Origin of the sequence: Mesorhizobium sp. M0189 (genome assembly GCF_040322135.1) — a bacterium.
Lineage (GTDB): Bacteria > Pseudomonadota > Alphaproteobacteria > Rhizobiales > Rhizobiaceae > Mesorhizobium.
The window spans coordinates 94,223-114,929 of record NZ_JAMYSW010000014.1; the positions used below are offsets into that span (position 1 = coordinate 94,223).

At 58.5% G+C, this 20,707-nt stretch carries 40 protein-coding genes; 36 read left to right on the plus strand and 4 right to left on the minus strand.

Annotated features, from left to right (window positions below; all coding sequences use genetic code 11):
• Positions 1 to 185: 185 nt before the first annotated feature.
• Positions 186 to 608, minus strand: a complete 423-nt coding sequence (locus NKJ09_RS23285) for a hypothetical protein (RefSeq protein ID WP_352763816.1) — start codon at positions 606 to 608, stop codon at positions 186 to 188.
• 76 nt (positions 609 to 684) lie between these two features.
• Between NKJ09_RS23285 and NKJ09_RS23290 the strand changes: the two genes are divergently transcribed.
• Positions 685 to 906, plus strand: coding sequence for a hypothetical protein (locus NKJ09_RS23290; protein ID WP_352763818.1), 222 nt, complete (start codon positions 685 to 687; stop codon positions 904 to 906).
• Positions 907 to 977: 71 nt separating this feature from the next.
• Here the strand turns inward: NKJ09_RS23290 and NKJ09_RS23295 are convergent, their stop codons facing one another.
• On the minus strand, positions 978 to 1,259 hold the full coding sequence (locus NKJ09_RS23295; RefSeq protein ID WP_352763820.1) for a helix-turn-helix domain-containing protein: 282 nt from the start codon (positions 1,257 to 1,259) through the stop codon (positions 978 to 980).
• A gap of 16 nt (positions 1,260 to 1,275) precedes the next feature.
• On the opposite strand from NKJ09_RS23295, the gene NKJ09_RS23300 reads away from it, so the two are divergent.
• Together NKJ09_RS23300 and NKJ09_RS23305 are read left to right on the plus strand one after the other, a co-directional pair.
• The gene (locus NKJ09_RS23300; RefSeq protein WP_352763822.1) at positions 1,276 to 1,647 is read left to right on the plus strand and encodes a hypothetical protein; all 372 of its coding nucleotides are present in this window, start codon (positions 1,276 to 1,278) and stop codon (positions 1,645 to 1,647) included.
• Positions 1,648 to 1,919: 272 nt separating this feature from the next.
• On the plus strand, positions 1,920 to 2,129 hold the full coding sequence (locus tag NKJ09_RS23305; protein ID WP_352763823.1) for a hypothetical protein: 210 nt from the start codon (positions 1,920 to 1,922) through the stop codon (positions 2,127 to 2,129).
• A gap of 24 nt (positions 2,130 to 2,153) precedes the next feature.
• Here the strand turns inward: NKJ09_RS23305 and NKJ09_RS23310 are convergent, their stop codons facing one another.
• Positions 2,154 to 2,426, minus strand: coding sequence for an HNH endonuclease (locus NKJ09_RS23310; protein WP_352763826.1), 273 nt, complete (start codon positions 2,424 to 2,426; stop codon positions 2,154 to 2,156).
• A 925-nt stretch (positions 2,427 to 3,351) separates the two neighbouring features.
• Between NKJ09_RS23310 and NKJ09_RS23315 the strand changes: the two genes are divergently transcribed.
• The 18 genes from NKJ09_RS23315 (at position 3,352) to ssb (ending at position 12,991) form a co-directional block, all read left to right on the plus strand.
• On the plus strand, positions 3,352 to 3,567 hold the full coding sequence (locus NKJ09_RS23315; RefSeq protein ID WP_352763827.1) for a Lar family restriction alleviation protein: 216 nt from the start codon (positions 3,352 to 3,354) through the stop codon (positions 3,565 to 3,567).
• Entirely contained in the window at positions 3,491 to 3,997 is a 507-nt protein-coding gene (locus NKJ09_RS23320; RefSeq protein WP_352763829.1) for a ProQ/FinO family protein, read from the plus strand. The genes NKJ09_RS23315 and NKJ09_RS23320 overlap by 77 nt, the downstream gene beginning before the upstream one ends.
• Positions 3,994 to 4,173 (plus strand): hypothetical protein, encoded by a 180-nt coding sequence (locus tag NKJ09_RS23325; protein ID WP_352763831.1) that lies wholly within the window; start codon positions 3,994 to 3,996, stop codon positions 4,171 to 4,173. Before NKJ09_RS23320 ends, NKJ09_RS23325 begins: the two co-directional genes overlap by 4 nt.
• Positions 4,170 to 4,379 (plus strand): hypothetical protein, encoded by a 210-nt coding sequence (locus NKJ09_RS23330; protein WP_352763833.1) that lies wholly within the window; start codon positions 4,170 to 4,172, stop codon positions 4,377 to 4,379. Before NKJ09_RS23325 ends, NKJ09_RS23330 begins: the two co-directional genes overlap by 4 nt.
• Entirely contained in the window at positions 4,376 to 4,573 is a 198-nt protein-coding gene (locus tag NKJ09_RS23335; RefSeq protein ID WP_352763835.1) for a hypothetical protein, read from the plus strand. Before NKJ09_RS23330 ends, NKJ09_RS23335 begins: the two co-directional genes overlap by 4 nt.
• Complete coding sequence (locus NKJ09_RS23340) at positions 4,561 to 4,752, plus strand: hypothetical protein (RefSeq protein WP_352763837.1); 192 nt, start codon at positions 4,561 to 4,563, stop codon at positions 4,750 to 4,752. Before NKJ09_RS23335 ends, NKJ09_RS23340 begins: the two co-directional genes overlap by 13 nt.
• A complete protein-coding gene (locus NKJ09_RS23345) occupies positions 4,749 to 4,919 on the plus strand; it encodes a hypothetical protein (RefSeq protein ID WP_352763840.1) in 171 nt (56 codons plus the stop codon). Before NKJ09_RS23340 ends, NKJ09_RS23345 begins: the two co-directional genes overlap by 4 nt.
• Positions 4,916 to 5,191 carry a hypothetical protein gene (locus NKJ09_RS23350; protein ID WP_352763842.1) on the plus strand — a complete coding sequence of 92 codons (276 nt, stop codon included), beginning with the start codon at positions 4,916 to 4,918 and terminating at the stop codon, positions 5,189 to 5,191. Before NKJ09_RS23345 ends, NKJ09_RS23350 begins: the two co-directional genes overlap by 4 nt.
• A 6-nt stretch (positions 5,192 to 5,197) precedes the next feature.
• Positions 5,198 to 6,091, plus strand: coding sequence for a hypothetical protein (locus NKJ09_RS23355; protein WP_352763844.1), 894 nt, complete (start codon positions 5,198 to 5,200; stop codon positions 6,089 to 6,091).
• 8 nt (positions 6,092 to 6,099) lie between these two features.
• Complete coding sequence (locus NKJ09_RS23360) at positions 6,100 to 7,419, plus strand: ATP-binding protein (protein ID WP_352763846.1); 1,320 nt, start codon at positions 6,100 to 6,102, stop codon at positions 7,417 to 7,419.
• Complete coding sequence (locus NKJ09_RS23365) at positions 7,416 to 7,556, plus strand: hypothetical protein (RefSeq protein WP_352763848.1); 141 nt, start codon at positions 7,416 to 7,418, stop codon at positions 7,554 to 7,556. Before NKJ09_RS23360 ends, NKJ09_RS23365 begins: the two co-directional genes overlap by 4 nt.
• A 68-nt stretch (positions 7,557 to 7,624) precedes the next feature.
• Positions 7,625 to 8,494, plus strand: a complete 870-nt coding sequence (locus NKJ09_RS23370; protein WP_352763850.1) for a PD-(D/E)XK nuclease-like domain-containing protein — start codon at positions 7,625 to 7,627, stop codon at positions 8,492 to 8,494.
• Complete coding sequence (locus NKJ09_RS23375; RefSeq protein ID WP_352763853.1) at positions 8,491 to 9,693, plus strand: hypothetical protein; 1,203 nt, start codon at positions 8,491 to 8,493, stop codon at positions 9,691 to 9,693. Before NKJ09_RS23370 ends, NKJ09_RS23375 begins: the two co-directional genes overlap by 4 nt.
• Positions 9,690 to 10,610, plus strand: coding sequence for a DNA polymerase III subunit epsilon (locus NKJ09_RS23380; protein ID WP_352763856.1), 921 nt, complete (start codon positions 9,690 to 9,692; stop codon positions 10,608 to 10,610). The genes NKJ09_RS23375 and NKJ09_RS23380 overlap by 4 nt, the downstream gene beginning before the upstream one ends.
• Entirely contained in the window at positions 10,607 to 11,722 is a 1,116-nt protein-coding gene (dnaN, locus tag NKJ09_RS23385; RefSeq protein WP_352763859.1) for a DNA polymerase III subunit beta, read from the plus strand. Before NKJ09_RS23380 ends, dnaN begins: the two co-directional genes overlap by 4 nt.
• 2 nt (positions 11,723 to 11,724) lie before the next feature.
• A complete protein-coding gene (locus NKJ09_RS23390; RefSeq protein ID WP_352763862.1) occupies positions 11,725 to 12,186 on the plus strand; it encodes a DUF5662 family protein in 462 nt (153 codons plus the stop codon).
• Between the two features lie 50 nt (positions 12,187 to 12,236).
• Positions 12,237 to 12,470 (plus strand): hypothetical protein, encoded by a 234-nt coding sequence (locus tag NKJ09_RS23395; protein ID WP_352763864.1) that lies wholly within the window; start codon positions 12,237 to 12,239, stop codon positions 12,468 to 12,470.
• Positions 12,470 to 12,991, plus strand: coding sequence for a single-stranded DNA-binding protein (ssb, locus tag NKJ09_RS23400; protein WP_352763866.1), 522 nt, complete (start codon positions 12,470 to 12,472; stop codon positions 12,989 to 12,991). Before NKJ09_RS23395 ends, ssb begins: the two co-directional genes overlap by 1 nt.
• Here ssb and NKJ09_RS23405 read toward each other — a convergent pair.
• Positions 12,988 to 13,365, minus strand: coding sequence for a hypothetical protein (locus NKJ09_RS23405; protein ID WP_352763868.1), 378 nt, complete (start codon positions 13,363 to 13,365; stop codon positions 12,988 to 12,990). The two genes, ssb and NKJ09_RS23405, sit on opposite strands and share 4 nt — an antisense overlap.
• Before the next feature lie 44 nt (positions 13,366 to 13,409).
• Here NKJ09_RS23405 and NKJ09_RS23410 point away from each other — a divergent pair, with 44 nt between their 5' ends.
• The 15 genes from NKJ09_RS23410 to NKJ09_RS23480 are packed head-to-tail and all read left to right on the plus strand — an operon-like array spanning position 13,410 to position 20,704.
• Positions 13,410 to 13,682, plus strand: a complete 273-nt coding sequence (locus tag NKJ09_RS23410) for a hypothetical protein (RefSeq protein WP_352763870.1) — start codon at positions 13,410 to 13,412, stop codon at positions 13,680 to 13,682.
• Entirely contained in the window at positions 13,675 to 14,364 is a 690-nt protein-coding gene (gene thyX, locus NKJ09_RS23415; protein WP_352763872.1) for an FAD-dependent thymidylate synthase, read from the plus strand. The genes NKJ09_RS23410 and thyX overlap by 8 nt, the downstream gene beginning before the upstream one ends.
• Positions 14,357 to 14,572: a hypothetical protein gene (locus NKJ09_RS23420; protein WP_352763875.1), complete on the plus strand. Its 216-nt coding sequence runs from the start codon at positions 14,357 to 14,359 to the stop codon at positions 14,570 to 14,572. Before thyX ends, NKJ09_RS23420 begins: the two co-directional genes overlap by 8 nt.
• The gene (locus tag NKJ09_RS23425; RefSeq protein ID WP_352763876.1) at positions 14,565 to 15,005 is read left to right on the plus strand and encodes a hypothetical protein; all 441 of its coding nucleotides are present in this window, start codon (positions 14,565 to 14,567) and stop codon (positions 15,003 to 15,005) included. The genes NKJ09_RS23420 and NKJ09_RS23425 overlap by 8 nt, the downstream gene beginning before the upstream one ends.
• Positions 15,002 to 15,541, plus strand: coding sequence for a DUF1643 domain-containing protein (locus NKJ09_RS23430; RefSeq protein WP_352763878.1), 540 nt, complete (start codon positions 15,002 to 15,004; stop codon positions 15,539 to 15,541). The genes NKJ09_RS23425 and NKJ09_RS23430 overlap by 4 nt, the downstream gene beginning before the upstream one ends.
• Positions 15,538 to 16,215 (plus strand): hypothetical protein, encoded by a 678-nt coding sequence (locus tag NKJ09_RS23435; RefSeq protein ID WP_352763881.1) that lies wholly within the window; start codon positions 15,538 to 15,540, stop codon positions 16,213 to 16,215. The genes NKJ09_RS23430 and NKJ09_RS23435 overlap by 4 nt, the downstream gene beginning before the upstream one ends.
• The gene (locus tag NKJ09_RS23440) at positions 16,212 to 16,643 is read left to right on the plus strand and encodes a hypothetical protein (RefSeq protein ID WP_352763883.1); all 432 of its coding nucleotides are present in this window, start codon (positions 16,212 to 16,214) and stop codon (positions 16,641 to 16,643) included. Before NKJ09_RS23435 ends, NKJ09_RS23440 begins: the two co-directional genes overlap by 4 nt.
• Positions 16,636 to 16,866, plus strand: coding sequence for a hypothetical protein (locus NKJ09_RS23445; RefSeq protein ID WP_352763885.1), 231 nt, complete (start codon positions 16,636 to 16,638; stop codon positions 16,864 to 16,866). Before NKJ09_RS23440 ends, NKJ09_RS23445 begins: the two co-directional genes overlap by 8 nt.
• On the plus strand, positions 16,866 to 17,132 hold the full coding sequence (locus NKJ09_RS23450; protein WP_352763888.1) for a hypothetical protein: 267 nt from the start codon (positions 16,866 to 16,868) through the stop codon (positions 17,130 to 17,132). Before NKJ09_RS23445 ends, NKJ09_RS23450 begins: the two co-directional genes overlap by 1 nt.
• A complete protein-coding gene (locus tag NKJ09_RS23455; RefSeq protein WP_352763890.1) occupies positions 17,132 to 17,512 on the plus strand; it encodes a hypothetical protein in 381 nt (126 codons plus the stop codon). Before NKJ09_RS23450 ends, NKJ09_RS23455 begins: the two co-directional genes overlap by 1 nt.
• Complete coding sequence (locus NKJ09_RS23460; protein ID WP_352763892.1) at positions 17,505 to 18,188, plus strand: hypothetical protein; 684 nt, start codon at positions 17,505 to 17,507, stop codon at positions 18,186 to 18,188. Before NKJ09_RS23455 ends, NKJ09_RS23460 begins: the two co-directional genes overlap by 8 nt.
• Positions 18,185 to 19,300, plus strand: coding sequence for an ATP-dependent DNA helicase (locus NKJ09_RS23465; RefSeq protein ID WP_352763894.1), 1,116 nt, complete (start codon positions 18,185 to 18,187; stop codon positions 19,298 to 19,300). Before NKJ09_RS23460 ends, NKJ09_RS23465 begins: the two co-directional genes overlap by 4 nt.
• The gene (locus tag NKJ09_RS23470) at positions 19,300 to 19,788 is read left to right on the plus strand and encodes a TrmH family RNA methyltransferase (protein WP_352763896.1); all 489 of its coding nucleotides are present in this window, start codon (positions 19,300 to 19,302) and stop codon (positions 19,786 to 19,788) included. The genes NKJ09_RS23465 and NKJ09_RS23470 overlap by 1 nt, the downstream gene beginning before the upstream one ends.
• Positions 19,785 to 20,120 (plus strand): hypothetical protein, encoded by a 336-nt coding sequence (locus NKJ09_RS23475; protein ID WP_352763897.1) that lies wholly within the window; start codon positions 19,785 to 19,787, stop codon positions 20,118 to 20,120. Before NKJ09_RS23470 ends, NKJ09_RS23475 begins: the two co-directional genes overlap by 4 nt.
• On the plus strand, positions 20,117 to 20,704 hold the full coding sequence (locus tag NKJ09_RS23480) for a hypothetical protein (protein ID WP_352763899.1): 588 nt from the start codon (positions 20,117 to 20,119) through the stop codon (positions 20,702 to 20,704). Before NKJ09_RS23475 ends, NKJ09_RS23480 begins: the two co-directional genes overlap by 4 nt.
• Positions 20,705 to 20,707 lie beyond the last annotated feature (3 nt).

The window sequence follows — 20,707 nt, forward strand, 5'->3', positions numbered from 1 at the left end:
GGCATAACGATCCGTGGTGCCTGTCGGGACGATATCTTCCTCCGCACCTTCTTTCCTCTCTTTTCAGCGTGTCGTTGCAAAGCAGCCGCCGAACTTCCTTCAAAGAGAGTGTTGTTGCGCTCGTTCCGGAGAGCGCGTCGGCGCTCTGGTCTTGTCGATGTCACTTCTTCCTCTTTCTTGCCCGATCAATGACGAGCAGCATCCATTCCCAGCCCCGCCGAGCGAGACTCTTGGTAAGGCGTCGCATCCTTCGTCCCCGTTCCCAGCCGTTCAGCACGATAGCTGTCAGCCGCCCGTTCGTTGGTTTCGCAAATTCTCTCGTATGCGATCATCAGCTTGACCAGTGCCGAACCGGACACGTCTTTCATGTCCTCCCAGCGCTGCCATATCCGCTTGGCCATCGACACCTCGATACCAGCGTACTCAGCCGCGCGATTGCGCGCGGAAGTCCAGGTGTCCAAACGCGGACCGCGATGGACTTTCTTTGCAATTTCCTCGAGCCAGAACTTTGCCTGTTCCGGTGGTTCCATCCCTGCAGTGTCAGCCAAGGCCCTCATGCGGACCTCGCCATCACTGGTGTCGGATTTGACACGCCTTGCGTCGGACATGAACACTCTCCTTCGATATGTTGAGCCGCATCGAATGAAGAGAAATCGGCCTCCAAGCCGGTTGAAAGGAAAAGAAATGCTTCAGAACCTCGGACCATATCAGGCCGCCAAGCACGAACATGGCCGAGAGCAGACAAACTCATGGGCGGATAGCCGCCCAGATTGGTTGAAGAAGGCCACCGGCAATCGCGGAAAGGACAGCCACCCGGCCAACAACAACGTCACGAATGCGCGTGCCAACGCACGCCGCGCCGTAAACCAGATCAACGCGACGGTGCACGCTAGGCGTCTTGAATGAATCCGAGCACAGAAAATCGACAGCCACGGCCGTCGCCGCGCAAGCGGGGCGGCAAAATGCGTCCTGGGCCTTCACGCGACAACCTCGTCCGGCAGCTCAGGGCAGAGCGCATCAGCGGTGCCGGCGTCAGCCGCATCGGAGAGAACCTGGAGTGAGATCAGGACAGCGCCCTTGGGGCTGTTACCAATCCGCTCCATGTTGGAAACAGTGGATTGATGGACGCCGAGAAAGCGTGCCAGCCGCGCCTGGTTCCATTTCAGGCGCTTGCGAAGCGCTTTCATGTCGATCGGGTTTGTATCGCTCATTCCCTGTAATATGCATATCACATATTTTCTGTCAAGGGTGAAACGCATATCGCAGGTGTGTAAGATGGATTTTATGAAAACTTTTGACGATAGACCCGATCGAGCTCAGCGTTTAACGCAAGCGCGGGTCGCGCGCGGCTTCAAAACCGCAAAGGCAGCTGCCGAATTTTTCGGCTGGAAAGTGCCAACCTACCATCAACACGAGACCGGAAGAACCAGCTATCAAAACTGGCTAAGTGAGTACGCTAAGGCTTTCAGGGTAGATGAGTCTTGGCTTTGGACCAACGTCGGACGCGGCCCCGGCGGTGGCCCTGACCTTTCAATTCCCGAACATACTAAAGAAAAGCTTAAATTGCTCGAGCAGGACGAACTTATCGAGGTCTTCGATTATCTTGACGGTATTGTTGACAGAGCAGTTCAGAGAAGCAGAAAGTGATCGGGAAAATCATCGATGGTCAAAAAGGGCGGAAAATGGGCGTGGCACTTAGGACCGACTCGTGGTCGGATTCTGTAACTGGAGATAGTAAGACAGTAATATATAAATCATGCCAAGCATACGTCGCCCCGGATGGAGAGGTGTGTGAGTTTAAAGTAAAACATGAAAATAGAGCCCCGTCGGTAGTCTCGGTTCCATTTTCACTAATCGGCACGTTGTATCATGAGGTTAGATACGCGTCACAACTGATGATTTACCGACAGAGGTTGAGGGTGGACAAGGGTATTGAAAAGATGCTTGAGCTGTGCGCCACGGCTCTCAGGCTATCGTCAACCGAAGTTCTTGTCGACAAGGCGACCGGCGACCGTTTGGTCATCTATCAGTTCACCGAGCATGCGCCCTTTTGCGTTCGGATGTCGCCGAATGAGTTCGCTGGCTTCATCGCCAAGTTGAATTCTGTGGATAAACGTGGAGCACACTGATCTTTTTTTAGGCAGATTGTCGGCTCAGATCACGTTAGCGAAGTTCATCGGGTCGACGTCAGCCTCGTCATTGGCGGCGATCGGCCGGTGATCTGTTTCATCCCATGTGCCCTTGCCCATATTGCATTCGGCGCAGAGAATTTGAAGATTGCTCTTGGTGAGGCGCAAGTGCCAATATCTCGAGATTGGCTTGATGTGATCGACCACGATACGAACCGGCTTGCCGGCGACGGTCGTCTCTCCCGGCCGCGATCCGCAACATTGGCACTGCTTCCCGTAGTCCTTGATGACCTCCATGCGGAGCGTCCGCCACTCCCACGGTGCATAGAAGACCTCCTTGACCTGGCCGGCGTTTCAAATGCCGTCGCAACGCATTTTTGAGAGTCTTTGTTTTCTGAAGGAAATAACGCTTCCCATACACACCACGTAGTAAAAAGCCTTTATAGCCTTTTCAAACTCTTCCTCTGTGTAACTGTCTTCCATTTCCATCCTGCCCTTTCGAGAGATCATCGTGCAGGTTCACAACCAAGAGCCCCCAGACTGATTTCTCAGCCGGTGCGCCTGGCGTGAAAGGGGAAGTTCTGCCCAAACGAGCCGACCACCGCTTGTTTCACAGGCGACGACAGTAAGGCGTCTCGCCATTTGGCTTCTTTTTCCGAGCCGTACTCGGGCAATCAGGGCAAGCCACCAGCTTTCGCCGCCAGAGACCCCTTGGAGCTAGATTGCATCCCGTCCTTGCTCCGTCATCCCACTGCAGCCGAACCGGGCTACAATCTCCGCAGTGGAACTGGCATGTTCACGTTTCGTGCTTGAATGGCCGAGTGAGTTCGGCTAAAACCGAATCACTGGATTTTGGCCGCGAAACCTAATCATCCAGTCTTTGGCCCCATGGGATCTCCCATTGGGGCTTTTCTTTTGGCCTTCTCGCCTGGGCGGAGCGGCCGATGTTTTGCATTTTTTAGAATCTTGTAGGCCGAACATGGCCGGCGTTCTGCATATCGTCAATCGAAAAATCTGTGTTTTCCATTTTTCCTGTTGACGGAAATTATGGGATATGCATATTGTCAACCATCGTTCCTTGATGGAAAGCCCTCGATTGGACCCAGGAGGCGCCCTCGTGAAGAAGATCTGAATCTCGCCTTTCGACGAATGACAACCACCCACGACCGTTGATTTTTGCGGGCTGGCGCGAATGCCAGCCCACCTCAAATAGGAGGGTCATTTGGCGAAAGAGTTAGACTCCTGCCCGTTCTGTCAATCTCTCGATATTTCCCTCGAGAATTTCGGAGTTGGCAGACACCGAGGCTTCCACGGTCACTGTAACGACTGTGGCGCCGATGGACCGATCGGAGATGACTCCGATGAGGCATCTGATCGCTGGAATACCCGATACGACAAGAAGAAGCGCGGCGACGGTCACGGGCCTCGCCGAGGATGAACTGCGCCCGCCGGCGCCTTGCACAAGGGGAATTACCATGCCGAAGCCACGCTACACCCTGCGCGAACACATTCTTCCCGCTCGGGAACATCTGGCGAAGCGATTTCCCGATGCCTTCATGCGCAAAGGTGAGCCTACCAAGAAACCCCTGAAGGTTGGCATCGCGGTCGACGTCCTTCGTCTGGTGAAGGATATCCCGCGTGAGATCCTGAAACGCGCGATCGGCGATTACTGCACCGGACCGAAATACGCCAAGGCCATGGTCACCGGTGCCACCCGTGTTGACCTGGACGGGAATGCTGCCGGTGTCGTCACACCTGACGCCGAAGCTTACACTAGGGCCCGTGAGGCCAAGAGACGCAAGGACAGCCAGGACTATCATGCGCGCCGGCAGGCCGCCTTGGCTGCCGCCGAGGAGGTCCGAGCTTGAACTCCGCGCCGGCCCCATTGCTCGCTGATCTCACCAGGCAGTTGGCGGATGCCCAGCAGGGTCACGCCAACAGCAGTTTCATCGACAACTATGCCGACATGAAGCGCGAGCAGGCCGACTGGCAGATCGAGATCGATAGAATCAAAGCGGCGATTGCGGGAGCTGAGAAGCTGTGAGCCACAATCCCCTCGCCCAATATCCCGCCGGCCAGCTGCGTGCGTGGGTCGACGCCAAGGTCATCTCCTCCGCAAAATATGTCGAAGAGATGGACCGCCGCAAGAGCGTGGCACAATACGAGATATGCGGCGAGCTCTGCACCTGTGGCGCTTTCTGCGACCAGGTGAATGAAGCGGTCGCCGCCGGTAACGCGGTGACAGCATGATCAAGTGCCTCGCCCGAGAAGACATGATGGCGCACGCCGCGGAGGCCGTCAGTTATCACTTTGACGGCAATCGCTACGCTGCCCTTTTCCATATTCGCATCGCCATGGGCCTTGCGTCCAGACTGAAGGATGCCGCGGCCCGCAAGGTGCTCATGCAGTACCAAAACAGGATGCGTCGCAAATGCGTGAACTGAATCAACCCTATCCCAAGCAGATCGGCCGGCGCGTCATGCATGACGAAACACAGAAGCATGGCGTCGTGGTCGCCCAGCCCGGAAGTGATGCAACGCACGTCTATGTGCTTTTCGACGGCGCCGACCAAGCGGTCCCCTGCCATCCCGGCAGCATCGAATATGTGGAGCAGGCGGCATGATCGAGGTACTCATCCAAGCCGCCGCGGCAGTCGAATTGGCGATGATTGCCGCGATGGTCAGCGCCTATACCCGCACAACTGTCATCTTCTATAAGATCGTGCCCGCCTTCTTGGCGCTCAGCCTTGGTGTGCATGCCTACGGCAAGATCATGGGCTGGCCGGTATGACCGAGCCCTATTCGCCCTGGCAGACGAAGAGCGTCCTATCCGGCACGGTGCCCTTGGCGCCGGCCACCGAAGCGCAGCGGCGCGTTCTCGCCGCGATCGAGGAAATCGAGAAGTTCGACACCGACCGCAAGTTCATTCTCACAGCGCGAGCCAGGTATCTCGACATCTCCAATCATCTAACGCCAGCAAACCAGGATCAGCCCGGCGCAAGTCGGGCCGACGGCGGCCGCGATATCGTCATGTGTCATTCCGACATCCGGACAGGGAACTGACGCGAGATGGCTAACAGTTTCGTTGATCTGCTGAGGGAGACGCCGAACGAACGGCTGGATGCGTCCATGCGCTTCGCCAAGCTTCTTTGCCTTCGCGATCGGCCAGACTCACGGCACACGAAAGAACTTCGCGAGGAATTTAAAGGTTCGCCGATTGATATTGATGCATGCCCAAGGATGGTTCATTTCAGGGTCGGTGATGACGTCGTGGCTTTGGCAGACACCATCACTGTAGAACAATTGGGCGCGGCCCACCAACTCTTCAGGCCAATCGCGGACCTGTACTCCTTCGAATATTTTGGCTTCTGCGCCTTCGTTTTTGCCACGGTATCGCCGCCAGTTATAGCGGTGGCCGGCGGCAGTCCGGACGACGGAACTCCGATCTGGGCATTTGAATACAAGTTGAACGGCGAGGGGCTGAAAAAGGTCGAGTGGGAGTTCAATTCCTGTCTCTCCGATCTTCCTGCCGAGGACAGAAAATATATGGCCGAGAACTGCCTCTGCGTATTGGCGGCGGTCAATGCAATAATTACGATCCCAGGGCTCTGCCTAGTGTCGGCGACAGTGCCCTCCGCGGCCGACCGCGCCGAGCGCAAGAAGGATAGCCTTCCGGCTCTTATCGAGACAGTCGATTACACTCTTCACCGGCCAAAGGGAGCATCCGAAGGCGTCGAAGGATATGAGGGCGGATCACCAACCGACAGACCTCTACATCACGTTATCGGACACTTTCGCCTCCTGCAGAAGGGCAGGCAGTCGCCTCTTCTGGCGTTCGTTTCGCCGCACTGGCGTGGACGCGCAGAGAACGGCGTCGTCCTGAAAAACTATGACATCTGCAAGTCAGAGCACCCATTTTCACCGCCGTTGCTCAGCGTCGAGCCAAACTCATCCCCGGAGTGATTGAACCTATGCCTATCTCCTACCTGCGCATCAACAACTACATGCGAGTCGAGAATGTCGAGTTCGACCCAAAGGGCGGTCTAAACGAAATCACCGGTGCGAACGGTGCCGGTAAGACAAGCACGCTCAGCGCACTCGCTACCATGGGCGGGAAGAAAGAAATCGCATGGAAGCCAATCCGAGACGGCGCGGAAGAGGCAACCATCGAAATTCACGTCGATGGCGTCGGCGCGTCTACCATCCGTGTCATCCGCAAATTCTGGACCGACAAGAACGGCAAGCCTGCTGAGTCCTTGACTGTAGAGAGCGCCGACGGCGCCAGGTTCCCGTCTCCGCAGAACATGATGACGAGTTGGCTAAGCGCCTTCACGTTCGACCCGCTTGCGTTCACCCGCATGGACGGGAAGGAACAGGCCGAGATCCTGAAGAGATTCGTTCCTGATTTTGACTTCAATGCGATCGACAAGAAGAACCGTGAGGATTTCGAAACCAGAACTGACGTCAACCGGTCGGCAAAGGATCTACGAGCTCGCATCGGCGGCATCCTTGTGCCGGCAGACACGCCTGATGAACCGATCGATGAGTCCGCCCTCATCGAGGAACTGCAGCGCGCCGGCGATCACAACTCCGACATTGAGAAGCGAAGGGCCAACCGGCAGGCTCTCCAGAGAGATATCGAGCGACGCGGTGAAGACGTTGGCCGCGCGCGCACTCAGATCGAAGAACTGAAGCAGAAGATCGCCGTCATCGACGAGAGCATACTGGCCGATGAAGGCTGGATATCAGAGCAGAAGGCGCGCCTAGCAAAGGCTGGCGAACTGCCGGCGCCCATTGATCAATCCGACATCACTGCCAAGATCAACGCTGCGCGGACGATCAACGCACATGTCACCAGAAAGATCGAGCGCGCCGACCTGACCAAAAAAGTCGACGCTACCGAAGCCGAAAGCGTCGCCCTTACGGCCGCTATGGACGCCCGCAAGAAGGAAAAGGCGGAAGCCGTTCGAAAGGCCAAGATGCCTGTGGATGGGCTGGAATTCGGCGAGGACATGGTGCTGTTCAACGGTCAACCGCTGGACCAGGCATCGCAAGCCGAAAAGATCAGGGTTTCCGTTGCGATCGCCGCTGCGATGAGTCCGAAACTCAAGGTCGCCATCATCAAGGACGGCAGTCTTCTCGACAAGAAGTCGTGGGCGCTGCTTGAGCAGTTCGCGATAGAGCACGACCTCCAGGTTTTCGTCGAGACTGTGGATAGCACGCGACCGACGGCGATTGTTATCGAAGACGGCTCAATCCGCCAGGAACAGGCATTGGAGGCGGCAGAATGACGTTTGTCTACCTCAAGGGAGCGACCGCATGGGAAGCTCAAATCGGCCGCGCCTGGTTTTCCCTTCGATACAAGCGTTTCTGGCGGACGTCAGGGCTTGGCTTCATTCGCATTGTCGAGAAGGGTGCTGACGAATGAACGGCCTTATCCGCGAATACGTACCCGGGACGCTGATAACTGAGCCCGGGGCTTACACTGGAGTCCCGATGGAAATTTACCACGGCCAACCCACGGAGGGACCGTCAATAAGCTCAAGCGGGCTGCGCACGATCTTCAATGAAAGCCTTGCCCATTATTGGGACAAGTCGCCGCTCAATCCCGATCGACAGGAATTCCAAGACACCGAGGCCACCATCCTTGGGCGTGCTGCACATCATGCGCTCTTAGGAGAATCCGACTTCTCCAAATTCTTCATTGTCCGACCAACCGAGGCGCCGGACGGCCGCGCATGGAACGGAAACAACAATACCTGCAAACAGTGGCTTGCCGAGCGTTCGCTTGAGGGGCTTACGGTCCTGAAGCCGGAGCAACTCGAATACATCAAAGGCATGTCGAAAACGCTGGCCGCGGAGCCTCCGGTTCAGGGCGGCATCCTCAACGGCATGGTCGAGCTTTCGCTGTTCTGGCAGGATCCAGAGACAGGAATTTGGCTGAAAAGTCGGCCCGATGCGGTCCCGAATGACGCTGACGCCGCCGATCTTAAGTGCGTGTCCGACATCACTGATGATGGAATTTCCAGAGCGCTAGGCGAACGCGGCTATCACCAACAGGCCGCCCTGGTGAACGAAGCCATGAACGTCGTTCTCCGTCGACAGATGGAAAACTTCTACCTCGTCTACGTCGAGCAGAAGCGGCCACACTGCGTGCGCATCGACACCGTTGACCCGAAGGAGATCGACGCGGGCACCGCCGAGAATCATGCGGCACTGCGAATCTTCAAGAAGGCGCTCGACACTGGCTATTGGCCCGGCCCCAAGAACCTTTCCGGTGACGGTGGTTTCGTGCGGCGCACGCAATGGTCAAGAACACAGGCTGAGCGGCGCCTTGCGCTCATCGAACAGGAACTGGCCGCATGAATGATCTCGCCGTCGTCAATGAACCCGTGGAGACGTTCCGACCATCGGCCGCGATCGATCCTGCGCGTCTGGACTATCTTTGGACGCTTGCTGAGCGCATGGCGCGATCGACGATAGTTCCCGAATCGCTGAAGACGACGGGGCCGAAAAACAACAAGAAGGACTTGCCTTACGAAACCGTTGTCGCGAACGTGTTCGCCGTCGTAGAGCAGGCCGATCGCTGGAACATTTCGCCATGGGCGCTCCTGGCCTGTGCAGCGATTGTGCATGGGCGCCTCGGCTTCGAAGGCAAGGTAATCTCTTCCGTTCTGGAGTCTCGCTACGGCATTGATCTCCAGTACGAATGGTCTGGCGATGGCGAAAATAGAAAGATCATCATCACCGGTTTCAAACCTGGCTCGGATAAGCCGCTGGTCATCGAGGGCACCGTCAAGGATTGGAAGACAACGGGCGATGGCTCTCCGTGGCGACCATCAACCTACGACAAGATGCTTGCCTACCGCGGCGCCAGGGAATGGGCACGTCTCCATAAGTCCTCGGCCATCCTTGGCGTTCTCGGCGATGACGAGATACTGGCCATCGGCATGGAGCGTCAGGCGCAACTCGCTCGAGACGTGACGCCTTCACTCGCTGATCGCTTCGGCAGTGCCAAGACCAGCGAAGGCTTCAGCCCGGACAACGTGAAGCAGATCACCAACTCAGGTCAGGTCGCCATGGAGACGATCGATCAGAAAACCGGAGAGATTCTGAAAACTGAGGTACAGCGCGAAACGACGGTTAAAACCACGTCGTCCGCGAAAGCGGCCTCAGCAAAGCCGGCCTCTAATGATGCCGGCCGGGGCGGACAGTCGTCGACCGTGGATGACAGCCGCTCCACCAATTCCTCGCAGGGCTCCGACGGTAAGAGCGCCGGCGATGACGGCGGAAAGGCTGAGACCTCCTCCCCTCGCCTTTCCGCCGAGATATTCAAGAAGTACGCGAGTGCCCTCGCTCGCATGCAGACCGACGGCAACGTCGAGAAGGCCTCGGCGCAGTTCTGGCCGGAGAACGGTGGCGCGCCGAAGGGTCTCGATCGCGCATTGGCCAAGTCGATCTACGATAAGCAGATGAAGCGCGCCAAGGGCGAGATCGACGCCGAAGGCTTGCTCGACGAGATCAACACCGAGATCGACACCTCATTCGCAGGATCGGAACTATGACCGCTCACGACACCTTCAATCCCGCCGAGATGACCAACCCTCCCGTCGAGTCGATCGCGCGTGTGCGCGTGGTCGATCTGGAAACGCTGTTCTCAGATCCTGAGCCGAACGGCATTGTAGAGATCGGCTACACTGACGTCGTCGCCACCCGAACCGATCTGTTTGGCGAGCCGACGCAGTGGGAGGTGCGCGTGGGGAAAGGATTCTTGGTCAATCCGCTGCAGCCTATCCCGGCCGAGACAATGGCGGTGCACCACATCATAGATTGCGACGTTGTCGGCGCGCCAGTGTGGCGCGAGGTCCACCCGCTGGTCTTCGATGCCGACGTGGTCGCCTACGCTGCCCATGGCGCTGAATTCGAGCGCAAGTGGTTGAGCGAAGAGATCACCGGCAAGGCGCCGTGGATCGACACTTACCGGTGCGCGCTCAACCCTTATCCGGAATCGCCGACGTTCAAGAACAACGGCTTGCGGTATTACCTGCGGCCGGAAGGCATTGTGCGCGAACTGTGCATGCCTCCACACCGGGCGCAGCCAGACTCCTATGTCACCGCACACACGGTGCGGGACATGCTGAACGCTGGTCATTCCATCGATCAGTTGGTGAAATTCACCAACAATCCGGCGGCGGTTCCAACCTGCAAGATTGGCGATACCTATTACAACGGCGGCAAGGGGACACCTTGGAAGGATGTCGAGTGGTCAATGCTGACCTGGATTCTGAAAAAGGACTTTGGTGAAGACGTCGTCTTTACGGTCAGGCGCGAGATGGAGCGCCGAGAGATTGATCAGCGGCTTGAGAATGAGCGCGTCGACCTCAACCGGCAGTTTCGCACCAACAGCTTGCCAGAAACGCCGCCGGCGCAGGAACTGCCGCCGCTGTCGGCTTACGAGAACCAGGAAAGCCTTCCGCTATGAAGTTCACCGCTGATGCAAAGACCTTCGCCGTGGCGATGGCGTCTCTCCAGAAGATCTCCGAGAGGCGCAATAACATTCCCATCCTGTCGAACGCTGTGATATCCGCAGAAAAGGACTCTATCAGTCTCCGAGCGACGGACCTCGATATGGAAATGACCATGTCGATTGCTGCGCAAGTCGCCGCATCCGGCTCCACCACCGTTCCAGCCGCGCTTCTGAGTGACATCCTCCGCAAAATGGCAGCCGGCGAAGTCACGTTCGAAAGCGATAAGGATGGCCAGGTTGCCAGCGTCGGGGCGGGACGATCGAAGTTCCGGCTGCAGACGTTGCCTGAGACCGACTACCCTGTGATGTCGAATGGCAACTATACGCACACGATTGAGTTCGCCGGCGATGTCCTTCTTGAGGCTCTGTCCAAGGTCCAGTTCGCTATTTCGACCGAGGAGACGAGATATTACCTCAACGGCGTCCATTGGAATCATGACGGCGAACACCCCGGCGCCATCACCTTCGTAGCCACCGACGGCCACCGGCTTGCAAAGTCCTTCCGCGCGCCGGATGGTGACGTCGAGAACTTCCCGCCCATCATTGTTCCACGCAAGACCGTCGGCGAGATCATTACGCTTGCCAAGAGCGCCGGCGCCGAGCCGGTGAAGATCGAAGTGAGCGAGAACAAGATACGCATCACTGCTGGCACGACGGTGCTGACCTCGAAATTGATTGACGGCACATTCCCTGACTACAGGCGCGTCATCCCGGCTTTGACCAACCAGATCGCCACTGTCGAGTCCAAGGTGCTGTCGGCTTCCGCAGACCGCGTCACCACCATTTCTTCCGAGCGCGGTCGCGCGGTCAAACTCACCTTCGAGGAGACCAGGCTGAGCCTTGCCGTCAACAATCCGGACAGCGGTTCGGCGGAGGAGGATATCGACATTGGCTACTCCGGCGCCAAGCTCGAGATCGGTTTTAACGCCAAATACCTCAGTGACATATGCAGCGTCATTGGCGCCGGCGAGGTGCGCATCAGCCTAACGGACGCCGGCAGCCCGACAGTCATCACAACCGACAAGGACCCAGCTGCGCTGTATGTCCTTATGCCAATGAGGGTGTAGCAATGGCCGACTCTACGCAAGCGACACGCTTCCACATCGAAAAGGTCGCGTCATCAATTGGCGACTTTTGCAGGCGGATGTACTGGCGGGCTTCGGTGCATGACGCATCGAAGTTCACGCCGGTCGAAAAAGGACCGCTGGACGCGCTGAAAGCCATCATTGAAGCCGACGGTCCGGCGCCGCACGGGACCGACGAAGCGCGCAGGCGCACGGCAATGCTGAGCGAGATGCTCGTCCACCACTACGCGAACAACGATCATCACATCGAGCACTACGGCGACGAGGGGATCGCCGGCATGAGCCTTTTGAGTCTGACAGAGATGTTCTGTGACTGGCGAGCCGCCAACCTGGACAGAGACGCCGGAGAGCCGATGAACCTCTCCTATGAGAAGTACAAGATCGAGCCGTCGCTGGCACAGATCCTCCGCAACACCGCTGCGGAACTCGGATGGGCTGTGAAATGACTCTGTCGTCAATCAGAGCCCACTTTCGCTGCGACGGCTGCGTTGGCGCCATGACATTCGACCTCGATCCGGCAGAAGTGCTCAACAAGGGCACGTCTCTGCACGACATCGCGATCGAGACTGTCCGCGCTGGCACGCCGCGCGAAGGCGGCCTGTCATCTGTCCAGGGTGAGCAGTGTCTGTGCGGCAAGTGCACGACCATCGTGGACGCCTACGTCACAGAGGATCGAAACGCGACGGCCGACGAAGTCAATGCCGCGCTCAACAAGAAAGCAGGATTCTGATGGCCGGCAGTCTGAACAAGGTCCAGTTGATTGGTCACTTGGGTGCCGATCTGGACATCCGGAAGAACAACTCCGGCGACCCGATCGCCAATATGCGGATCGCCACGACCGAGTCATGGCGTGACAAACAATCCGGCGAGAAGAAAGAAAAGACGGAGTGGCACAACGTCGTGATCTTCGGCGGGATTGCCAAGGTGGCCGAGCAGTATCTGAAGAAGGGCATGAAGGTCTATGTCGAGGGCGCGCTCCAGACGCGCAAGTGGCAAGATCAGAACGGCAATGACCGCTATTCGACCGAAGTCGTCATCCAGAACTTCGGCGGGCAGATGATCATGCTCTCAGGCGGGGGCGATGGCGATCGGCAGAGTGGCGGCGGCCGCGGTGATGACCGCGACAGCAGCCGGTCGAGGTCGTCGGATGATCGCGGATCTTCGCGGGGCAGCGGCTCGTCCGGCGGCGGCGGCGGATCCAGCGGCGGCGGCTTTGGTGGTGGCGGCCTGGATGATGAAGTGCCCTTCTAATGATTTGCAAGAACTGTTCCGAGAATAAGAGCGTCGATGATTTCTACGACAAACAGCGAACCTGCAAAGAGTGCGTTAAGAGACGTGTGCGGGAGCGAGCAAGAACAAACCGGGCGGTGCAGGAATACGATCGCCAACGCGCCAAACGTCCAGACCGGAAAGCGCGGGCGAGGAAAATAACAGTGGAGTGGCGAGAAGAGAATCCTATTGCCTATAGGGCGCAGACCGCCGTTAGCAATGCGGTGCGCGACGGCAGGCTCTTCAAGCAGCCATGCGAATTTTGCGGAGACGATGAGGTACACGCTCATCACAGGGATTACACCAAACCGCTGGAAGTCGTTTGGCTTTGCCCGAAGTGCCATCATCGACTCCATGCCCTGTTTCCAGAACTCGAAGGTAAGAAGAAGGCAGGCTGACAATGGCGAGCAAACAAGAATCAAAGTGGACTGTCTTCGCAGCAAAAGTAGCGGCGCATATCCGCGACTACGTCATCCCGCAGTACGGCGACGACCTGAACGACGACGAGCCGGCCAAGTTCTACGACGCCCGCGACTGCATCGAGCAGGCCAAGCGATACCTGGCGCGCTTCGGGACGTCACAGCGCCAAGGCGAAGAGCACCGGGATCTGCTGAAGGCAGCGCACTGGATCCAGAAAGCATTCGATCGGCTGCCGGAGAAAAGAAATGGATAAAATCGACGTCCTCGACCACGGATTCGTTCGCCTGGTCGATCACATGGGCAGCGACTTGTCAGTAGTGCGCGCGGCGCGCGTCTCATATGACGCCGCATGGCGGGCCGGCGACAGCGAGGGCAGCGACACTCGCCTACTGCGCTATCTCTGGAAGCACAAACACACCTCGCCATTTGAGGCGGTCGAATTCCAGTTCGAGGTCAAGGCGCCGATCTTCGTCTTCCGGCAGTGGCATCGTCACCGGACTTGGTCGTTCAATGAACTGTCGGCGCGCTACCGTGAACTGCCGGAGGAATTCTACGTGCCGGATCCCGCGCAGGTCGGCGTGCAATCCACATCGAGCAAGCAGGCGCGCGATATTGATGAGGCGGACGGCAAGGCTTTGGTCGATCGGCGCGTCGAGGCGTCAATGTTGCGCCAGCATTGCGAACAGGCTTTTGCCCTGTACCGTGAATTACTCGGCAAAGGGTGGCCTCGCGAACTGGCGCGCTCCGTTCTGCCGGTCAATACCTACAGCCACATGTTCGCGAAAATCGACCTACGCAATCTGTTCGGCTTCCTTGACCTGCGCTGTGATCCCCATGCGCAGTACGAGATCAGGGTCTACGCCGACGCCATGAGGGATCTGGCAAAGACCATTGCGCCGGTGTGCATCGAAGCGTGGGAGAATGGACGTGGCTGAAATGAGCGCCGATCGCCTCAACGTCAGCGTCTCTGACGGCAGGTACACAATCATCCAGAAACAGGACGGCTCCTGCCGTCTGCTCCGGCATGGCGAGGACTGGCCCGCATATCCCGCCGGTCAATCCATCCCCAACATTGTCTTGGCGCTCGGATACGAGGTCCAAGCGCTGCGCGACAAGCTCAAGGTTGCGGGGGTCGATGGCTGACCTGGTCGTAACCTGCCCCAAGACCTTCTGGCACGAGTGGATCGCTGAAGGCGACCCGGCCGGCGCCGCATGGTCAGGCCAGGAGTGGGGCTGGTACATGATCTCCCGCGCGCGGCCGCCGATCAACGTAGGCGATCGCCTCTATGTCGTAGCCCATGGACGGCTGCGCGGCTATGCGCCGGTCACCGCGCTCCGTGGCTTGAGCTTCGACGCCAAGCACGGCGGCGACGGCGTCCGCGGCGTCTATCTGGATGCTGCCGAGATCGAAGCCTCGCCGCCCTATCACCCGGTCGACCAATGGTGCATCTGCCGGCAAGGCGATGCGGTCGCCGTGACGATCCCGGAACCCATAAATGGATTTCAGGGGTGGAGATACTGTTCCTGGCTGCGCGTGCAGGAAATCCCCTTCCCGAACTGGAGGGCCGTGGCATGACGGCGCACCCGCAGCCTGGTCTATTCGACATGCAGATGACGGCTGTATTCGGCGGCTGGGACAACATTTATCGGTACGAGCTCCGCCGTATTTGGGACGACAAGCTCCCGCTTTTGGTCGTGTGCATGCTCAATCCGAGCACAGCGGACCACCACACCAACGACCCGACAATCCTGGCGCTGATCCACTTTGCAAAGCTGTGGGGCTATGGCGGCCTGCTGATCGTCAACCTGTATGCCTTCCGGTCCTCGTCGCCCGCAGTGATGTTCAAAGCTGAGGAGCCCGTCGGACTCAGGAACGGCCACTATCTCCACGCCGCAATTCTCTACGCTCGCGACAATGGCGGCAAGATGCTGGCTGCATGGGGCAATGATGGCAACGAGAAGGCATTTTGGACCATTGAGCGCGCCCTCAATCTCGGCGTCGAACTGATCTGCCTTGGCACCACGCAAAGCGGTGCCCCGAAGCACCCTATGGCGCGCGGGCTTCATCGCATTCCGCGAGACCAGAAACCGATAACATGGAGATCACGATGAGCAAGGATCGGCCAGTGCTTTTCAGCGCGCCGATGGTGAGAGCCCTGCTCGCCCGCGCAAAGACCCAGACCCGCCGCGTGATCAATCCCCAGCCAGATTGGGACGCCGAGGTCGTGAGGACCATTCTGGATGGCCTAGTTTGGCCAATCGGCGGGTTTAACCAGCAATGCGGCGGGCCTATTCAACTGCCCCGCTTCGCCGTTGGTGACCTGCTCTATGTCCGCGAGGCGTGGCGAACTCTGCACGCGAACGATTGTCTCGCGCCGCGTCAATTGGCTGATGACTCGAGTAAGGTCACATATGAGGCCGACCCCGAGAACAGAAATCCTCTCTGGGCCTTCGGCAAGTTCCGCCAAGGCATGCACATGCCGCGGTGGGCATCGCGGCTGACGCTGACCGTCGCCCAGGTGCGAGTGCAGCGCCTGCAGGAGATCAGCGAGGCCGACGCCATCGCTGAGGGTTGTCGGCCGATCGGGTCCGAATTCCTGATCCCAGGCCAATACCTCTACAGCGATCCTAGCAAACCACGCACCGCGCTTTCTGCCACCTCGGCATATGAGAGCCTCTGGAATGGGCTCAACGAGCCGCGCGGCTTCGGCTGGGACACCAACCCCTGGGTTGTCGCCGTCTCATTCTCCGTCATTAAACAGAACATCGACCAGGTGAAACCATGACCGAACAGGAATATCTCGAACCCGGCCTGCTCGCGTTCATGAAGGTGATCGACGAGCGTGTTTCGGACGACTATGTGACCGAGCTCAAGGCTGAAAGAGCCGACGAGTACCGCATGATGATTGCGGCCGTCGGCGCCGCCATGGAAGCGGGGAACAAGCGGCGCGTTCAGGATCTGCTCGAAGCGAATAATCGCTATCAGCAGGCCGGTCGGAACTGGGCCATGCTTGAACGCTTCCGTGAAGGAGAAGGAAACTCGGTTACGCTGGTTTGCGACAACCCGGATTTCAACGGCCAACCCAACACCAAGATCATCGTCTGCGCGGACTGGACCGGATTTGAGGAGCGCGTGTTCACCGGCGATACGATCACTCAAGCCATAGCGAACGCCTTCGCTGTCTTCTCAACCTATGGAGCGACCAATGGCTGATCACCCTTCGCTGATCGTTCAGAACATAAGCGAGCAAGTCGCTGATCACATGGATGCCATCCTAAAATTCTTCAAGCCTGGCGCGAAGATCGCAGTCCTTGTGCGCCGACCCGAGGCTTCGGATGGCAGCCAAGACTTCATACTCACGAACGACACGATCGACGATGTGATCGCCGCACTTCAGCAGCGGAAGACACAGCCAACGCTGACGGGCGACGTATGATGGCCGAACACGTCTGCGCCGAGAACGTCGAGTGGCACCTCAACCTTCAGCACTTTGGCGACACCAACATCAAATATCTTGAGGTGAAGGGAGCTTGCAATGTCTGTAACCGCGCCGTCTCCTTTCGCGGGCCTGCCGGTTTGAACCAATCTCATCCAACAGTCGCAATCGATGGCTCAGAGGCAGTCTTTCCATTCCTTTTCAGTGACGAGGAATTCGACGGCAAGGCTGTCGGCTTCTCTGTCTCGATTCCTGGAGGGAATTGATGGCTGACGTCACCGGCCCAATCTCAACGCTTCCTGGGGCGTCACATGACTATCCGGACGGAACGATGTGCGACGACCATCCCGACCGGCCAGCCGTCGCGCGCATCCAAGGCGAGACCGATAGCTTCGGCAGCGAGATGAACGACATGTGCCAGGAATGCCTCGATGCCTACCGCGAGGAGATGAAGAACGCTGATCACTCCGGCGTCTGCGACTGGTGCAAGCAGCATATGCCCCGCCTACGGCCGAGGCGCGACTACGAGGAGGGTATGGCAGGCCGCGTCTACGAGGTCTGCGATGACTGCATCAAACGAGAAAACGACGAGCTCGAAAAAGAGGCCGGAACCTATTGGGACGACGGCGGAGATTACGATGACTGAGCCCCGCAACCTCTCGGCGCCCGAAATACTCTTTCTGAAGCTGGAGACGTCAGGCCTCTACCGGAAGGACATTTCCATCGACGACTCGGCACAACCCTGGTGCCCTGAGATCGCGGCGGCGCTCTCCAACCGATCAGGCATGATCACCAACCACTTCGCCCACATGGTGAAGAGCGACGGCCGCACGATCAAGGAGAACGCCGAGAAGGTCCACGGCATTTCCGCGCGCGCCAGCTCGCAGGTCGGCATACCCGAGCCGCGGGTTTTGGGAGCGCTTTCGGATATGCTGAAGACGGCACCCTTGGACTCACACATTAAGGTCGTCACATTTGGCGAAATGGACCGCATGGTCGTCGCGAGTCTTTTCGCGCGATTCGCCCTGGCGAGTGGAAAGAAGTCTGACGCCTACGATCGACTCTGGCTGCGGCGCCCGCTGATCGAATTCATCGATCTGCAGAAGCCCTATGCCCAGCAACTCTGCAAACTGCCGAGCGAGTTCGAGGGCGGCGGCTCAGGGGACTATAAGTGGCCGTCACTCGACGAGGCCGGCTCGATCATTCTCGGCCAGCCGGCAGTTGAAGGACTGAGGGATGCCTGGACCGACATGGTCACAATGAAATCCCTCTACTTCAGGTTCGCCGAAATGGGCCTGTTCGAGCGGGATGTGGCAGCATGATGCAATTTTCGCCACAGCAATCCGCCGCGATTGACGCCGTTAGCGCTTGGCATAAGGCGAACGAAAAGCAGGTGTTCCGTGTGTTCGGCTATGCCGGCACCGGGAAGACGACGCTCGCAAGGCACTTCGCCGAAGGGCTGAAAGGCCGCGTGCTCTATGCCGCCTACACCGGCAAGGCCGCCATGATGATGCGGAAGAACGGCTGCCTCAACGCCAGCACAATTCATTCAACAATCTATGCCGTCGACGTCAACAAGACCACCGGCGCCACCAAGTTCATCCTCAAGCACAAGGGCGAGTTCGAGGGCGTGGCCCTTCTAGTCATCGACGAGTGCTCGATGGTCGATCAGGACATCGGTCAAGAGATCCTTTCATTCGGCATCCCGGTCCTTGTCCTTGGCGATCCTGCACAGTTGCCGCCTGTCTCGCCTGGAGCGGGTTTCTTCACCGAATGCGACCCCGACGTCATGCTGACTGAGATCCACAGGCAGGCGGCCGAGAGTCCGATCATCCAAATGGCCACGATCGTCCGCGAAGGCGGGCGTCTCCAATATGGGGCCTATGGGGCAAGCGAAGTCATCAAGCGTTCCTATCTCGTGCCAGACCACGTCATGAAGGCCGACCAAGTTCTTGTCGGCACGAACAAGACCAGGTCCGGGTACAACCAGCGCATGCGAGAGATACTCGGCAGAAAGCAGACATTGCCGGAGAAGGGTGACCGTCTCGTCTGCCTGAAGAATGATCATGGCATGGGCCTGTTCAACGGCGGACTGTGGAACGTCCTCTATGTCGGCAAGCGCAGAGCCGGCCATATCGAGGACCATTGCGTCGCTATGGATGTCACGTCGCTCGACTTCGAGATGACAACGCCAGTCAAGGTCAAAGCCCGCAAGGAATGCTTCGACGGTCGATTGAAGGAGGTTAACTGGCAGGAACTGCGCGGCACTCAGCAATTTGATTATGGCTATGCTTTGACCGTGCACAAAGCGCAGGGCTCGCAGTGGGACAACGTCTGCCTGTTCGATGAGGGCGGCGCCTTCGCCGACAGCCGCGCCCGCTGGCTCTATACCGGTCTGACCCGCGCCGCCGAGAAAATCACGGTGGTGATGTGATGCGCGGCTTTGCGGCAATAGGGCTCGTCAGTCCCAAGTCACCGGCGAACGTCGGCGGCGTGATGCGCGCCGCGCACTGCTACGGCGCCGCGATGGTCGCAATCGAGTCCGACCGAACTCACGGCAAGTTCTTCATGGGCAGCCCGCTGGACACCCCGAACGCCTGGAAGCATGTGCCGACGCTCTTCGGAGAGCTGCGGTCATTGATCCCGCATGGCTGCGTGCCTGTCGCCGTCGACTTGGTGGAGGACGCGATTCCGCTCCCCTCATTTCAGCATCCAGCCCGGGCTTTCTATATCTTCGGGCCCGAGGATGGGACGCTTGGCCACAGGCATCTCGACTGGTGCCCGCAGAGGATCATGATCCCGATGCGGGGATGTTCTAATTTGGCAGCGACGGTGAACGTCATCCTCTATGACCGCTCGGCCAAGGCCGATCGCTACGCGCGCGGTGTCCGCAACTCTGATCTCGCCCAGGTGAGCGCATGATCGCCGGCCGGGTCCCATGCACCAATCCCGCATGTCGACGCACCGCGCCGAAGGCGAGGTTTCCGGAAGCTGATACCGTGATCTGTCGCCCGTGCTTTCGTCTCCTGCCGGCATCACTGCAGCGTCGGCACAAAACGTTCTTCGCGCGCGACCGCAAGCTGAGCAAGCTCGCGAACCGAATCCAGATCGACGGTCGGGTCGAACAATGGAACCGGTTGGTCGACATCGTGCAGCGATCTTCGGACAGGATCAACGCAGACGTGGACGCATTCTTTCGGCCGGTTGAGAAGCCTGCCGGGATCGACGCCTTCCTCGAGGAGATTGGCCTTTGAACTTTCCGACGTCACTCTCTGACTGGCCGTCACATTATGATGAACTGAGGCTCCTTGTCAGGCTGGAGTTTGGGGATGACATATCCTGGTCTCAGAACGTCAAGGCGCCAACAGACGCCGATGATTTCGCGCTTGAGTGCATCTATGTGATCCTAAATTCTGGCATGAAGTGGAAGGTCTGCCAAGGCATCTGGCAGCGCCTGCGGCCGCACATCGAGGAGCACGGTTGCGTCGGCGAGACCTTTCGCCATCCGGGCAAGCGATCGGCGATGGATAAGATATGGGAAAGGCGCACCGCCTACTTCACGGAGTTCCGTGCGGCAGCACACAAAGGGGACGCGGCCGCACTGGAATGGTGCGGAACACTGCCTTGGATCGGACCCATCACCAAGTACCATCTGGCGAAGAACTTCGGCGTCGACTGCGCTAAGCCAGACAGACATCTAGTGCGCGCCGCCGAGGCGGCCGGCACCGACACTCACACTCTTTGCAAGATCATCTCAGATCAGTCTGGCGATCGTGTCGCCACGGTCGACTACGTGATCTGGCGCGCGTGCGAGATGGGAATCCTCACAGCCAACTGAAAA

Excerpts from the sequence above, each read along its gene's own strand:
- NKJ09_RS23355 (WP_352763844.1), top strand. The coding sequence starts at position 5,198 with ATGGCTAACAGTTTCGTTGATCTGCTGAGGGAGACGCCGAACGAACGG.
- NKJ09_RS23405 (WP_352763868.1), bottom strand. The coding sequence starts at position 13,365 with ATGGAGTCGATGATGGCACTTCGGGCAAAGCCAAACGACTTCCAGCGG.
- NKJ09_RS23335 (WP_352763835.1), top strand. The coding sequence starts at position 4,376 with ATGATCAAGTGCCTCGCCCGAGAAGACATGATGGCGCACGCCGCGGAG.
- NKJ09_RS23375 (WP_352763853.1), top strand. The coding sequence starts at position 8,491 with ATGAATGATCTCGCCGTCGTCAATGAACCCGTGGAGACGTTCCGACCA.
- NKJ09_RS23455 (WP_352763890.1), top strand. The coding sequence starts at position 17,132 with ATGGCTGACGTCACCGGCCCAATCTCAACGCTTCCTGGGGCGTCACAT.
- NKJ09_RS23445 (WP_352763885.1), top strand. The coding sequence starts at position 16,636 with ATGGCTGATCACCCTTCGCTGATCGTTCAGAACATAAGCGAGCAAGTC.
- NKJ09_RS23360 (WP_352763846.1), top strand. The coding sequence starts at position 6,100 with ATGCCTATCTCCTACCTGCGCATCAACAACTACATGCGAGTCGAGAAT.
- NKJ09_RS23435 (WP_352763881.1), top strand. The coding sequence starts at position 15,538 with ATGAGCAAGGATCGGCCAGTGCTTTTCAGCGCGCCGATGGTGAGAGCC.
- NKJ09_RS23465 (WP_352763894.1), top strand. The coding sequence starts at position 18,185 with ATGATGCAATTTTCGCCACAGCAATCCGCCGCGATTGACGCCGTTAGC.
- NKJ09_RS23440 (WP_352763883.1), top strand. The coding sequence starts at position 16,212 with ATGACCGAACAGGAATATCTCGAACCCGGCCTGCTCGCGTTCATGAAG.
- NKJ09_RS23395 (WP_352763864.1), top strand. The coding sequence starts at position 12,237 with ATGACATTCGACCTCGATCCGGCAGAAGTGCTCAACAAGGGCACGTCT.
- NKJ09_RS23410 (WP_352763870.1), top strand. The coding sequence starts at position 13,410 with ATGGCGAGCAAACAAGAATCAAAGTGGACTGTCTTCGCAGCAAAAGTA.
- thyX (WP_352763872.1), top strand. The coding sequence starts at position 13,675 with ATGGATAAAATCGACGTCCTCGACCACGGATTCGTTCGCCTGGTCGAT.
- NKJ09_RS23285 (WP_352763816.1), bottom strand. The coding sequence starts at position 608 with ATGTCCGACGCAAGGCGTGTCAAATCCGACACCAGTGATGGCGAGGTC.
- NKJ09_RS23345 (WP_352763840.1), top strand. The coding sequence starts at position 4,749 with ATGATCGAGGTACTCATCCAAGCCGCCGCGGCAGTCGAATTGGCGATG.
- NKJ09_RS23470 (WP_352763896.1), top strand. The coding sequence starts at position 19,300 with ATGCGCGGCTTTGCGGCAATAGGGCTCGTCAGTCCCAAGTCACCGGCG.
- NKJ09_RS23450 (WP_352763888.1), top strand. The coding sequence starts at position 16,866 with ATGGCCGAACACGTCTGCGCCGAGAACGTCGAGTGGCACCTCAACCTT.
- NKJ09_RS23370 (WP_352763850.1), top strand. The coding sequence starts at position 7,625 with ATGGAAATTTACCACGGCCAACCCACGGAGGGACCGTCAATAAGCTCA.
- NKJ09_RS23310 (WP_352763826.1), bottom strand. The coding sequence starts at position 2,426 with ATGGAGGTCATCAAGGACTACGGGAAGCAGTGCCAATGTTGCGGATCG.
- NKJ09_RS23475 (WP_352763897.1), top strand. The coding sequence starts at position 19,785 with ATGATCGCCGGCCGGGTCCCATGCACCAATCCCGCATGTCGACGCACC.
- NKJ09_RS23430 (WP_352763878.1), top strand. The coding sequence starts at position 15,002 with ATGACGGCGCACCCGCAGCCTGGTCTATTCGACATGCAGATGACGGCT.
- NKJ09_RS23350 (WP_352763842.1), top strand. The coding sequence starts at position 4,916 with ATGACCGAGCCCTATTCGCCCTGGCAGACGAAGAGCGTCCTATCCGGC.
- NKJ09_RS23390 (WP_352763862.1), top strand. The coding sequence starts at position 11,725 with ATGGCCGACTCTACGCAAGCGACACGCTTCCACATCGAAAAGGTCGCG.
- NKJ09_RS23300 (WP_352763822.1), top strand. The coding sequence starts at position 1,276 with ATGGATTTTATGAAAACTTTTGACGATAGACCCGATCGAGCTCAGCGT.
- NKJ09_RS23290 (WP_352763818.1), top strand. The coding sequence starts at position 685 with ATGCTTCAGAACCTCGGACCATATCAGGCCGCCAAGCACGAACATGGC.
- NKJ09_RS23425 (WP_352763876.1), top strand. The coding sequence starts at position 14,565 with ATGGCTGACCTGGTCGTAACCTGCCCCAAGACCTTCTGGCACGAGTGG.
- NKJ09_RS23295 (WP_352763820.1), bottom strand. The coding sequence starts at position 1,259 with ATGCGTTTCACCCTTGACAGAAAATATGTGATATGCATATTACAGGGA.
- NKJ09_RS23380 (WP_352763856.1), top strand. The coding sequence starts at position 9,690 with ATGACCGCTCACGACACCTTCAATCCCGCCGAGATGACCAACCCTCCC.
- NKJ09_RS23320 (WP_352763829.1), top strand. The coding sequence starts at position 3,491 with ATGAGGCATCTGATCGCTGGAATACCCGATACGACAAGAAGAAGCGCG.
- ssb (WP_352763866.1), top strand. The coding sequence starts at position 12,470 with ATGGCCGGCAGTCTGAACAAGGTCCAGTTGATTGGTCACTTGGGTGCC.
- NKJ09_RS23365 (WP_352763848.1), top strand. The coding sequence starts at position 7,416 with ATGACGTTTGTCTACCTCAAGGGAGCGACCGCATGGGAAGCTCAAATC.
- dnaN (WP_352763859.1), top strand. The coding sequence starts at position 10,607 with ATGAAGTTCACCGCTGATGCAAAGACCTTCGCCGTGGCGATGGCGTCT.
- NKJ09_RS23340 (WP_352763837.1), top strand. The coding sequence starts at position 4,561 with ATGCGTGAACTGAATCAACCCTATCCCAAGCAGATCGGCCGGCGCGTC.
- NKJ09_RS23460 (WP_352763892.1), top strand. The coding sequence starts at position 17,505 with ATGACTGAGCCCCGCAACCTCTCGGCGCCCGAAATACTCTTTCTGAAG.